Below are 13,263 nucleotides of genomic sequence, written 5' to 3' on the forward strand. Positions count from 1 at the left end.
AACCAAATAAATATAAATAGTTAATAAAGATAATTCAATTTAGCAGAAATTTTCCTGTCAGCACAATTGAGTAAAGAAGTAGTGATCTGAGTGAAGCTGTATAGCTAGCTACTAGCAGGTAAAGGATATTACCTCACCCAAACGTACTCGTAGGCATAGTCGGAAAAGTTAGAAAAAGTAAATGAAAGTACTAGTTACAGGTTCAAGTGGTTTAATTGGCTCAGAAGCGGTTGAATATTATGACCGTGAGGGTCATCATGTGATTGGTGTAGATAATAACATGAGAGCTACATTCTTCGGCGATCAAGGGGATACTACCTGGAATCTCCATCGTTTGCGGGAATGTACCAAGAACTTTGAACACAGAAATATTGACATTCGCGATCGCCAAAGCATTTTTGAGTTATTTCAAGAGCATCCTTTCGACTTGATTATTCATTGTGCTGCTCAACCATCTCACGATAAAGCTTGTCAAATCCCCCTTTTAGACTTTGAAGTTAATGCTTTAGGCACTGTAAATTTACTAGAGGCAACTCGTCAATTCTGTCCTGAAGCAGTATTCATTCACATGAGTACAAACAAAGTCTATGGTGATGCTCCTAACGAAGTACCGTTGATTGAGACAGAAAAACGATTCGACTACGCTCAGCCAGAAGATTTTAATGGAATCTCCGAGGAGTGTCGCATTGATAGATGTTTACACTCTCTGTTCGGTGCTTCCAAAACTGCTGCCGATGTGGTTGCTCAAGAATATGGTCGCTACTTTGGCATGAAGGTGGCAATATTTAGAGGTGGTTGTCTAACTGGACCTTCTCATTCTGGTGTTGAGCTGCATGGGTTTCTATCATACTTGGTGAAGGTAGCAGTTAGTGGTGGTACTTACAAAGTATTTGGCTACAAAGGCAAACAAGTAAGAGACAACATTCACAGCTACGACGTGATTCAAGCATTTGAGGCATACCGACACAATCCCAAACCAGGTGAAGTTTACAACCTTGGCGGTGGTCGCGCAAACAGTGTATCAATTTTAGAAGCGTTTGACCTAATTGAAAGTTTAACGAACCGAAAGGTGGATTGGATCTACATCGACCAAAACCGTATTGGCGACCACATTTGCTACATCTCCGATCTCAGCAAGATGAAGTCTCATTTCCCGGAGTGGGGAATTACCAAGAGTCTCAAAGATATTCTTCAGGAAATAGTAGAAGCTCAACATCAGCAGCAATATGTTAAAAGTTAGTGACAAAAGTGTTGGCTTAGAGCGTAGTCAAAGCAGCGATCGCAAGATTATGCTGTTTGACCTAGTAATTGATGGTCATCACGCTGGTTATATTTACCATTTAATTCGCTTTTGGGGTGAACAAGAATTACCAGGAACTCTATATGTAGTCGTAGCGCCTAAGTTTATTCAACAACATACAGATGTTGTTGATTTGGCGGCTAAATACGGTAATCGAGTGAAATTGATGCCAATTACTGTTGCAGAAGAAGCTGCCCTTGTACCTCAATCAAATTATTTGCAGAGGAAAATTCATTATTTGCAGCAGTGGAGGTTATGTCGTTCTTACGCTCAGTCATTGTCAGCAACTCATTGCCTGATCATGTTCTTTGATACGTTTGCCATACCCATAGCTGTTGATGGAAAATTTCCCTGCTCTTTTTCTACTATCTACTTCAGACCAACTTTCCATTACCATAAATTTGAAAAATACAAACCCAGTGGGAAAGAAAGGTTACAGGAATGGCTTGATCAACTGTTGCTATCATTAATATTACGTCGTAAACAGTTGCAAATTTTGTTTTGCCTCGATCCGTTTGCATTGAAAGATTTGGAGCGGTTTAATAGCGCAGTCAAAAAGGTATATTTACCAGATCCAGTACAGACATATAATGATTCACTAATATCATTAGAGCAATTGAAAGAGAAATTAGGTATTGATGATAGTAGGAAAGTGTTTCTCTTCTTTGGTAGCATATTTGAACGTAAAGGAATAAATCAGTTACTCGACGCAGTTGCCCTACTTTCACCTGATGTTTCTCAGAAACTCTGCTTGTTATTGGTAGGTGAGATTGATCCGGGAATAGAACCAAAAATTAGAGCCAGGATCAATCATATTACTCAATCTTTGCCAGTGCAAATTATTACACATAACCAGTTTATTCCGGAGCGGGAAATTCAAACATACTTTCAAGTTGCAGATGTGATTCTTGCTCCGTATCAAAAGCATATTGGGATGAGTGGAATTTTAGTCAGGGCAGCGGCGGCACAAAAGCCTGTATTATCTTCAGATTATGGGTTAATGGGAGAAATTGCTCGACGATATCAACTTGGTATAACACTTGACTCAACTATACCTGCAGAAATTGCTCAAGGCTTAACTCAATTATTACTTGAATCTACAGAAATTGGCGATCGCACAAAAATGAAGTCTTTTGCCCAGCAGAATTCAGCCGAAAATTTCGCTAGTGTAATTTTCCAACATATCTAAAAGAAAAGATTTGATGATTAGTACAATTACAGAAAATCAGGCAGAGAAACTCACAAATAATCTTCGCGTTGCGTGGCTTTTACCTACTATACATGGAGGCAGCTATTGGCATCCACTATTCAGCGAATTTACCAAAATTTTTCCCCAAACAACTATATATACTGGTCGTTGGGATGGCTTTGCAGCGGGTTTTGAAAACTCTTTTAATATTGAACTAGTTGGAAAGACAAAGTTTTTTATCATAACTCCATCAGAGGAATCTTATCCTCGTGGCTTTATGTATGTTTCTCCAGCTATTATTGGTAAACTCCTGCGCTTCAAACCAAAGGTAGTATTTGTTAATGGTTTTTCTGGCTGGACGATGTTGGCGTTACTTCTCAAACCCCTAATGAAGTGGCGATTAATCATTGCTTATGAAGGTAGCTCACCAAATGTAGACTATCGCAACTCACCTACTCATTTATTCTGGCGCAGAAAGATAGTTGAGTTTACTGATGCTTTTATTACAAACTCTCAAGCCGGCAAGAAATATCTAAGTGAAATTTTGGGGGCAAAGCAAGATAAAATTTTTGCTAGACCTTATGAAGTACCAACTTCAAAAGCAATGTTAAAGCTGGAAAAAAATAATGAATTAAACCAGCAAAACTTACAGCAACCTATATTTTTATTTGTTGGACAGTTAATTCGTAGAAAAGGGTTACATAGATTGCTAGAGGCTTGCGCGATTCTGCGACAACAAGGATATACTAATTACACATTGATAGTCATTGGTCAAGGTTCAGAAAGAGAAAGACTAGAGAGGCTTACTCAAAAATACGAATTAGAACAAACTGTAAAGTGGGTAGGATGGGTTGATTATAGCCGCATTGGAGATTATTTCCAACTAGCAGACGTTTTTATTCTTCCTACTTTAGAAGATACTTGGGGCATGGTTGTACTTGAAGCAATGTTATTTGGTAAGCCTATTCTTTGTTCTAAATGGGCAGGGGCAGTAGAAATGATTATTCCAGAAGAAAATGGTTATATCTTTGATCCACATGCTCCAGAAGAAACAGCTAAATTAATGCGCTGTTTAATTGATAATCCTCATCTCATTACTTCTATGGGACAGAAATCTCAAGAATTAATTGCTAGTCATACATCTCAAACAGCAGCAGAATATATCGCTCAAGTTACATCATATGTGTTAAAGCAAATCAAAACTTAGGTATTTATGAATAATATTAGCATAAATTCTCATTTAAATTACGTTCAGACCAGAGAAGAACCAAGAATTGCTTGGCTTTTTCCTGCTTTATCTAAAGGTAAGTATTGGCAGCAAATTTTTAGTGAATTTAGTAAAACTTTTGAAAAAACGGTAATCTATACTGGTGATTGGCAAGGTTTCTCGCAGGAATATCAAGATCAATTTAAGGTGAAGATAGTTGGTAAAAGTTACTCCATAAAATTAAATCAGGCAGCGTCATTAATTACAGTTGTCTCGCCTAAAATTATTGGTTATCTCATATCTTATAAACCTCATGTTATCTTTACCAGTGGCTTCTCGATCTGGACTGTTGTAGCGCTACTTCTGAAGCTATGGATGAGATGGCGAGTGGTTATTCTCTATGACGGTAGTACACCAAGTGTTGATCATATCAACTCTGCACCGCGTCTATTTTTGAGGCGTCTGATGTCTCAGTATACTGATGCATTTAACGCCAACAATAAAGCAGCCCAAGAATATCTAACGAAGATACTAGGGATTGAGCAAAGCAAAGTTTTTTTACAACCTTATCTTGTTCCCGACGCAAAAGTTTTTCTCAAAAATATTGAGCGAGTTGATAATCGATATATAAAATTAACAAAACCAATTTTTTTGTATGCAGGTGATATTAACTACAATAAAGGTATTCATTCACTGCTAAAAGCCTGTTCTTTACTAAGACAACAAGGATATCATGATTTCACTGTCATGTTGATTGGTGACGGAGAACAGCGTGAAGAATTTGCAAATTTTGCCAAAGCTCACAATCTTGAGAATCATGTAGTTTGGACAGGGTGGATAAAATACGAAGAATTAGGAGCTTATTTTAAGCAAGCGGATGTCTTTGTTTTTCCTTCATTTGATGATGTTTGGGGAATGGTAGTTTCAGAAGCAATGCTTTTGAGTAAGCCAATTCTATGTTCTAAAAAGGCAGGAGTCTCTGAAATAATTGTTGAGTCAGAAAATGGATACCTTTTTGCTCCTGATAATTGGGAGGAGTTAGCTCAATTGATGCAAAAATTTATTGACAATCCCAGTCTAATTGAATTAATGGGTAAAAAATCGCAGCAGTTGATAGCTCACCATACTCCTCAATTAGCAACGGAAGGTTTTGTTACGGTAGTGTCTCATGTTTTAGAAGTTTGTAGCTAGTCCTACAATTAGAGATAGCAAAATACATAAACTATAAAAAGCATGAAACGCTTAAAAGTTTTACTATCTGCTTATTCTTGTGAACCTGGGCTAGGATCAGAACCTGGTATAGGTTGGAACACGGCAAAAGAGTTAGCTAAACATCATCAAATTTGGGTACTTACGTCAAAGCATCATCGTTCTCGTATTGAGGCTGAGCTAGCACGCAATCCTTTGATTAAGCTGCATTTTATTTACTTTGACCCTTTTGGCTGGGTGATCGATTGGAGTAATGAGGGTAAAAAAACACTGTGGGGAGTACAATTTCATTACTATCTTTGGCAAGTTTGGGCATATTTTGTCGCTCGAAAACTACATCAAGAAATTAAGTTTGACCTTGCACATCACGCAACTTATGTACAATATGCTCGACCAAGCTTTATTTCTCTGCTGCCAATTCCTTTTATTTGGGGTCCTGTTGGTGGCGGGGAATCTGCAGCTTTGGAGTTTTGGCGGGATTTTAGCTGGCGTGCTAAAGTTTATGAAACTGCACGAAACTTTGTTCGCTTTTTAGGAGAGTTAGATCCATTTGTACGTATAACTGCCAAAAGAAGTGCTGTAATCTATGCAACGACTAAACATACAGCTCAACGCCTGTACAAGATGGGCGTTAAAAATGTACAGATTATGCCTGAGTCAGGTTTACCAGAAGAAGATATAGCTATTTTGGCTCAACACAAAATGGTTGATAGTTCCCAAATTAGGTTTATTAGTATGGGCAGACTTTTGCATTGGAAAGGTTTCCATTTAGGATTACGCGCCTTTGCGACTGCTGACTTACCTAATGCAGAGTACTGGCTTTTGGGAGAAGGTCCCGAACACCAACGTCTTCATGCTCTTGCCCAAGATTTGGGAATTGCTCACAAAGTTAAGTTCTGGGGTAAACTGAAGCGCGAACAAAGTTTGAGCAAGCTTGGAGAGTGTGATATTTTGGTGCATCCTAGCCTTCACGATTCGGGAGGATGGGTATGTATAGAGGCAATGGCAGCATCTCGCCCAGTTATTTGCTTAGATACTGGCGGACCTGGGGTTCAGGTTACACAAGAAACTGGCTTAAAAATCCCAGCACATACACCAGAGCAAGCAGTACTTGATTTGGCATCGGCAATGAAAATTTTAGCTCAAGATCGAGAGATGCGATCGCGTATGGGACAGGCAGGACAGCTGCGAGTACGTGAAAATTTCGTATGGGAATCTAAGGGGGAGTTGATTGCCAAAGTATACCAAGAAGTTTGGCAGAGGATCTCTACCCAATCAACAGTCATGCTCAGCGAAACGCAAAATAGTGCAAAATGACACAATGAAAAAAATATGAATTTATATACAACTTTAATGTCTCTAACGCTGTTGCTGAGCGGACTGACAGATATACTAGGTAGACTTAGCTTAGGTCCAATTAGTGCTTCAGGTTTACTGACTGTTTTGTTAGCTGTAGCTAGTTGGGTTTTAGTTTTGAGTCGGCTCAGGATGCCCAAAATAGTGTTAAAAACATCTTTTTTAGTTTTATTCATTTTGTTTGCCATCCTGATTTGGATGTGGTTTAATCCAACTAACACCTTACCGTTGGTCACTTCAATTCAGAATTTATCAGTATTTGTGGGTTTTGTGGGATTTATCTTACTTAGTACTACACAAAGCTATCGTTTCGACAAAGTAGACTACTTAAGTAATAATTTAACAAAAGCTGCTCAATTATCAGTAGTACTGTATGGACTCAGCCTTCTTGTTTCTGGTCCGGGAGCAAGCACTTTGATGGGTGCCCGTTCCTTTGCTTTGTTTGCCATTATCGGGCTTTCTTGGTTTTTGGCAATGTGGCGGTATCGCTTGAATGGAGGACTATTTTGGGCAACTTGCACAATTGTAGCTATTGCTTTTAGTTACTCTCGAACGGCAACGCTGATCGGTGTAATCTTATTTCCTTTCTCTCAAATATCCTTAACAACTGTCAAAGGTTGGATACGGATGATTTTAACTATCTTTTTGATAGTTGTTGTTGCATTCTTGGCATTTAACTATGTAGGACCCATACGCGATCGCTTTACAGCTGTGGGAGATAATGCCAAAGTTGGTGGATTACAAATTAACACAGCAGGAAGAAACATAGCTTGGACAATTGCATATGAATCAGGTTTGCAATCACCTTGGATTGGCAAAGGTCCTGGTTCTGTGTCAATTACTCTAGTGAAAACTGTTGGTTCAGCGTTTGTTCACCCACATAACGATTACTTGCGCATATTTCACGATTACGGTTTGATTGGTTTCACATTATGGCTCTGTGGATATTGGGGATTAATAACTCAAAGTTGGCAAAACTGGCAGTGGGCAGATCGTCATGATAGAAGCAATGCTCATATTCATCTTGCGACTTTACTTGCCTTGGTGGCTGTGGCTTTTGCTATGACTAGCGACAACATTGTCGTGTATATCTTCGCTATGAATCCTTTAGGGATACTGGTAGGCGCTTCTTTTGGAAGTGCCAGTCGCCGGAAAAAGGAGATTAAATCAGCCCAGAATTTCACTCAAGTATCAGGCTTAGGTAACTTAGCTACATAGTTGGTGCTCACTTTTAATTCTTGAGAAATTGAACTTTATGAAAGTATTGGTGCTACATAACCGCTACCAACTAGCAGGCGGTGAAGATGGAGTAGTACAAGCTGAGAAACAGTTATTGGAAGCAAATGGTCATCAGGTACATTTGCTGGAAGTTAGTAATCAGGATATCACAGGCGCTGGGGATAAAGTTGTTGCTGCTGTCAGTGCAATTTATTCATATTCAGCAAAACAAAAAGTTAGCGATACAATAACTAGCTTTCGTCCTGATGTCGTTCACGTACATAACTTTTTTCCTCTGCTGTCTCCTTCTATATATGATGCTTGTCAGGAGCATGAGTTGCCTGTTGTACAAACTCTCCACAATTATCGACTTGCTTGTCCTAAAGCAATGCCTTTTCGTGACGGCAAAGTTTGCACCGATTGTATTGGTGAGGTGATACCTTGGCAAAGTGTTATGTATGGCTGCTATCGTAGTTCGCGTCTACAAAGCTCTGTTGTTGCAGGAATGATTACTTGGCATCGACTGCGAGGTACTTGGCTCCAAAGGGTGAATGCTTATATTGTTTTTACCCAATTTCAAAAAGAGAAAATGCTTCAAGCTGGACTTCCTGTAGAAAAGATTTATATTAAGCCTAATTTTGTGTTTGCTCCCTCTGTTCACCAAATCGAACAACGTAGTGACTACTTACTTTTTGTTGGTAGACTATCTGAAGAAAAAGGAGTTTCAGTTTTAATTGATGCTTATATACAACATAATTTATCAAGACCACTAAAAATTGTTGGCGATGGTCCGTTACGGCAGAAATTGCAACAGGTGGTGCAAAATACTAGTGCTGAAAATGTAATTGAGTTTTTAGGGTTTCAAGACAAAAAAACTGTGTTTTCATTAATACGTCATGCGCAGTTTTTAGTGTTTCCTTCGATTTGGTTTGAAGGTTTTCCCTTGGCGATCGCTGAAGCTTTTGCTTGTGGTTTACCTGTTCTGGCATCTAACTTAGGTGGGATTGCAGAAATTGTCGAGGATGGGGTAACAGGGTTCCATTTCGAGGCGGGTAATTCGTCAGACTTAGCAGCCAAAATCAAATGGATTACAAATCATCCAGAATCTATAAGTGTTATGAGCAATAATGCTCGTCGTACTTATGAAGCTAAATATACTCCTGAAGCTAATTATCTCCAGTTAATTAAAATTTATCAACAATTATAAATTTAAAGATGTTAGCTCTTTCTATTTATGCAAAATATACAATATCTTGGGGATTTAATTATCTTTTTTTTACTTTTATTTGGAGCTACTCCTCTGTGTTTTTCACTGGTGCTAATTTACCAAAATAGGGAGAGTAAATCTTCATTTGCTCACTGCTTACTTGTTTTCCTTATAAGCTGGTGTGCTATAGAAATCAGTAATTTGCTGTTTTTAGGAGTGCTTAAACAATTTACACTCAATGCAGTTTTATTATTTGAGTTAATTATTTTTTTATTAGGGTTAAAGATTTGTTCTCCTGTTAAATATGATCAATGGCGAGCGCTCAAGAATGCACTAAGAATTAATCAACCACTTAGTAAATTAGAAATATTGATTATTACTGCTATTTCTAGTGTTGGATTAATTCTATTACATTGCTTAGCAACTCAACCAATCGTTGATTATGATTCTCTTTGGTATCATCTACCAATTATGGCACGTTGGTATCAGGAGGCTGCTTTTGTCAGGCTGGTTGAATTTACTCAACCTACAGGTGACTGGATTGCCGAACAAATGGGCTACTATCCCTATAACTGGGAAATTCTCTGCACACTATTCTTCATGCCCTTTCGCGAAGACTTTTTAGTTACTTTTCCTAATCTAATTGCGTGGATAATACTAGGACTTGCAGTCTATCTCCTAAGCGTGGAAGTTGGCGCAAAGAGAATTTATGCAATGGCAGCTTCAACGCTTGTAATGACTATTCCTACTGTCATTTTACAAGTAAATACATTGCATATAGATCTGCCATTTGCTTCATTTTTTACAGCTAGCTTATATTTTGGGCTTTTATACAATCGTACCAATTCTCCGATTAATATCTTCATGTTTCTGACATCGCTGGGGATGTTTTTAGGTATAAAGTCGTCTGGAGTTGGATATGCTGCATTACTTGTCGTATTGTTGTTTGTTTTAGAAATCAGAAAATTATTACAACGAAAAAGTTATACATCAGTAACGAAAACCAAGTTTTTCAACTGGCTTATTTTTGGTAGCTTATGTTTACTCTGGTTGGGTGGTTTTTGGTATGTGAAGAATCTAATTGATGTGGGCAATCCACTTGGGCATGTACGCATTCAGTTGGCAAATATTATTATTCCTGGAACATTAGATTTAAATAGGTTACGTGCGACTAGTTTGGCATATATATTTGAACCACAAAATTTTTCCCATTGGCGAATTTTATTCAAACAAGCAATAGTTTTGTTTCAGATTCCATTCCTATTCATGGCATTGCAAATAGTTTTGATGGTACGAGTTTGGGGAAGAAGTCGGAGCAAAATCAGGTTTGATTATCTTTTTACTTTGATAGTGTTACTAATTCTGTTGGGATTTTTGTACTGGAATACACCATATACTGCTGTTACATATACTGCTACTGGTTCGCTGCCTTCCTTAGTTAGCTCTACTGTTGGTCAAGCTTTCAGATATGGAATATCTATGTTTAGTATCATCGGCGTAGTGGCAGCAGTGGGGGCAACTCTCACCCAAACTAGAGAAACAGGTGTTGTGGCGATCGCTTTACTAAGCTGTCTTCTTGGTATAGTTAATCATGTAATTTTTTACATTGCTAGAGTTCAGTCAGCATTCAAAACTAATATTGGTGGAGCTTCTGTCATTGCCAATAATTTTATTACTGGGCTAAAAAGCAATCCGGGAGAAGCCATTATTCAGCTAATGGATGTGATGGGGGATAACTTGCTTGATTTTAGCCTATACACTGGATTTTACATTGTAGTCGTTCTCGGAACATACTATATAAGTTGCAAAAATTTTGACCGTATCAATGTGTCCAATCTATTTATTCCTCGTTCACTGGGTCAATTAAGTGTTACAGTTATCCTAATTGGATTGCTCTTCACGGCTATCAATACAACCCGCGAGAAACGAGATATTCAACGCACGGAAGTCTATGGTGGTATTTATAAATATATTGCAACAAATCTAAAACCAAATGATCATATTGGATACCTTTTAAGTAACCGAAGTTATTTATTCTATGGCAAAAACTTTAACCAAAAAGTTTTATTTACGCCTTCCTATTCAGAGAGTCTATCTCAATGGCTTAACGATCTCAAACAGCAAAACATTTCGGTAGTAGCAATTGGTCCATTAGAGCCTCGAATGATGTCAAATAGAGAGATACCTTGGTTACAAAACCCGAATGGACCATTTACACCAGTGTTTGGTCAAGACCTAAATTTAGGGTCTATGTTCTATCGTATCAAAGCATAGCTTATTTTTTAGTAATTGCACCAAGGTTCACGGCGCGACTACCACTTCTGGGTTTGTAATATAATGAAGGTACACTTCCCGAAAGTGTCAACTTCGGATCAAACGTCATGGCACGTGAACCGACTGGCTGGATGTTGAAAAAAAGGTTGTTATCTACACCAGTTGAAGTTCCCAATAAATTACCGAGCTTGCCAATTGAACTATAGAAAATGTTATTACGAATAATCTGGTTAGAAACTTCCCCTTTCTCAAAATAAAACAGTGGTTTTGCTAAATTAATATTCACAGTGTTATTAATGAACTTGAAATTATTCATCTTTCCCAAAAAATGACCGACTAAAGCACCTCCTGGTTTAGTGTTCTCAAAAATATTATGATGCACGTTGAGGTTATTTCTTGTCCCCTCTTTTTCAAACATGGCAAGGGGATACATTCCACCACGAATATAGTTATGGTCAAATTCAATGTTGTCACTGCTTACCTCACATGCGTAGAAGGGATTATCAGGTCCATTCCAGACATTATGATGTACACGGATGCGAGTAGAGTTTTCAGTTACTAAAGACAGTGTACTGTTAAATTTAGAGTTAGAAATTTCGCAGTTGTGACATGTTGAATGCCATATTTCTAAAGCCATTTGTGGAGTAGAACCATTTGCCCAAGCATTCAATTTATCGACCTTAATATCTAAATTAGAAAATTTAACATTCTTTAAGATTGAAGGAGGACCTACCCAAGGTTTATTCTGATCCCAAGCATCATTAAGTGATGTAATTCCTGCACCACCACGTTTTCTCGTATCAATCTTAATATTACTAAATTCAAAGTTTGTGAGGTTTCCCATTTGAAGAGCAGAAGTTTGTTTACCACCTCCACCTTGAACATATTTGTTATAGGAACTATCTGTGATAGTAATATTATTTATCTTGCTATTAGCAATTTCTCCAATATTCATGGCTTGATCGCCATAGCCATTAATGGATAAATTGTTCAGGCGTATTTGATTACTTTTTCTCATCAATATACCCACTTTATATTGATAATTTTTACCATTAAATTTCATGCCACTAATACTGATATTTTTGGCTTTAATTATCCGAACTTCTCCCATCAGCGTAGTCGAACCAACTCCTGAACCAACAAGATTAACTCCAGAAGGCACATAAACTATTTCACCTAAATCAAAAGTACCCTTTCCAATGCGAATAGTGTGTCCTTGATCCCGCTTAACTGAGGATAAAGCTTTTTTTAAGCTACGCCAGGGTGAAGACTGTGTACCGTTGCCTTTATCCGATCCTTGAGTGCTGACATAATAGTTAGTAGCAAAGGCAGGTGTTGCATGAACAAGAATCATCAGGGTTAATATTGCCCTGATCTTTGTTTTACCTTGATAATTTCTCATAGCTTTTGAATAATCGATTCAACGTGGATTTGCGCTTTATTCATTCACAGGCTTTAGCCTGAGACTACACAAACAAAGCTTGCCTACGCATGCTAGGTGCATCTTCATAACAAAATGGTATGATTATGCTAGTGAAGTAAATTTTTTCCCTGGCGAAGACTTGCTCAAATTTGCACTCTTATCGTGAAGGTAGAGCAGAGCTAATCTATGAATCCAGTTGACTTTTGACGAACGCCTAGCTGTGCTAGCCCGATAGAACTGATTAAACAATGGTAGATGTAAGGTGAGTTATCAGTCTATTTGTATAAAATTATTGCAGTAATTACTCAGAACATGCTAGCACAAGCTTAGCTGCTTTTACAGAGCGCGATGTTTCAATTTTGTGTTATTTGTCCAAACTTCACTCTGCCACTACTTTTTTCAGTAAAGCCATCCACATATCTGAAGGGTCGGAGTAATAATCAATTTCTTCTATTTGATACAATTCAGAATTAGGTCCGTTTTTCAACATGACGTAATCGCCACGTTTGACTCCTTTACTTTGCGCTGTCATGTAGTATGTAAAGTTACTTACTGCTTCCAGTACATAGTCGCGTCCGCAAACAAATTGACTATAGTCATGGATTTTATTCTTTTGCTGTTTTAATTTAGTTATTATTACATTAATTAATGTAAAAAAAGATACACGAATATTGATAATTGACTTAGTAGAATACATATATACTTGAAAAAATAATGTTGACATCAACACGGAGATTGCTTGACTAACTTTTTACCCAAATAACATTAAAAAAAACTTTGATGAAAAAAAAATAAGGGCATACAGTAGACCATCATAACCTAGTGTTCCCATTGGAACAGTACTATTTAAAGATTGACAACGGGAAAAGAAAATTCTCAG

Annotated in this window: 10 protein-coding genes; 8 read left to right on the forward strand and 2 right to left on the reverse strand. The window is 37.8% G+C overall.

Annotated elements, in window-relative coordinates; translation table 11 throughout:
• Positions 1–181: 181 nt before the first annotated feature.
• The 8 genes from ICL16_RS36325 to ICL16_RS36360 all read left to right on the forward strand — a co-directional run bounded on the left by ICL16_RS36325 (position 182) and on the right by ICL16_RS36360 (position 10,960).
• Positions 182–1,240 (forward strand): NAD-dependent epimerase/dehydratase family protein, encoded by a 1,059-nt coding sequence (locus ICL16_RS36325; RefSeq protein ID WP_190836445.1) that lies wholly within the window; start codon positions 182–184, stop codon positions 1,238–1,240.
• Positions 1,227–2,489: a glycosyltransferase gene (locus ICL16_RS36330; RefSeq protein ID WP_190836446.1), complete on the forward strand. Its 1,263-nt coding sequence runs from the start codon at positions 1,227–1,229 to the stop codon at positions 2,487–2,489. Before ICL16_RS36325 ends, ICL16_RS36330 begins: the two co-directional genes overlap by 14 nt.
• 13 nt (positions 2,490–2,502) lie before the next feature.
• Complete coding sequence (locus ICL16_RS36335; protein ID WP_190836447.1) at positions 2,503–3,696, forward strand: glycosyltransferase family 4 protein; 1,194 nt, start codon at positions 2,503–2,505, stop codon at positions 3,694–3,696.
• A gap of 6 nt (positions 3,697–3,702) precedes the next feature.
• On the forward strand, positions 3,703–4,887 hold the full coding sequence (locus ICL16_RS36340) for a glycosyltransferase family 4 protein (protein ID WP_190836448.1): 1,185 nt from the start codon (positions 3,703–3,705) through the stop codon (positions 4,885–4,887).
• 42 nt (positions 4,888–4,929) lie between these two features.
• Complete coding sequence (locus ICL16_RS36345) at positions 4,930–6,222, forward strand: glycosyltransferase family 4 protein (RefSeq protein ID WP_190836449.1); 1,293 nt, start codon at positions 4,930–4,932, stop codon at positions 6,220–6,222.
• A 15-nt stretch (positions 6,223–6,237) separates the two neighbouring features.
• A complete protein-coding gene (locus ICL16_RS36350) occupies positions 6,238–7,479 on the forward strand; it encodes an O-antigen ligase family protein (RefSeq protein ID WP_190836450.1) in 1,242 nt (413 codons plus the stop codon).
• A 37-nt stretch (positions 7,480–7,516) separates the two neighbouring features.
• Positions 7,517–8,686 carry a glycosyltransferase family 4 protein gene (locus ICL16_RS36355; RefSeq protein WP_190836451.1) on the forward strand — a complete coding sequence of 390 codons (1,170 nt, stop codon included), beginning with the start codon at positions 7,517–7,519 and terminating at the stop codon, positions 8,684–8,686.
• 216 nt (positions 8,687–8,902) lie between these two features.
• The gene (locus ICL16_RS36360) at positions 8,903–10,960 is read left to right on the forward strand and encodes a phospholipid carrier-dependent glycosyltransferase (RefSeq protein ID WP_190836452.1); all 2,058 of its coding nucleotides are present in this window, start codon (positions 8,903–8,905) and stop codon (positions 10,958–10,960) included.
• Position 10,961: 1 nt separating this feature from the next.
• Here ICL16_RS36360 and ICL16_RS36365 read toward each other — a convergent pair whose 3' ends face one another.
• Together ICL16_RS36365 and ICL16_RS36370 are read right to left on the reverse strand one after the other, a co-directional pair.
• Positions 10,962–12,362: a DUF1565 domain-containing protein gene (locus tag ICL16_RS36365; protein WP_190836453.1), complete on the reverse strand. Its 1,401-nt coding sequence runs from the start codon at positions 12,360–12,362 to the stop codon at positions 10,962–10,964.
• 400 nt (positions 12,363–12,762) lie between these two features.
• Positions 12,763–13,080: a hypothetical protein gene (locus tag ICL16_RS36370; protein ID WP_190836454.1), complete on the reverse strand. Its 318-nt coding sequence runs from the start codon at positions 13,078–13,080 to the stop codon at positions 12,763–12,765.
• Between the last annotated feature and the right edge of the window lie 183 nt (positions 13,081–13,263).

It is taken from the genome of Iningainema tapete BLCC-T55, assembly GCF_014698965.1.
Classification (GTDB): domain Bacteria; phylum Cyanobacteriota; class Cyanobacteriia; order Cyanobacteriales; family Nostocaceae; genus Iningainema; species Iningainema tapete.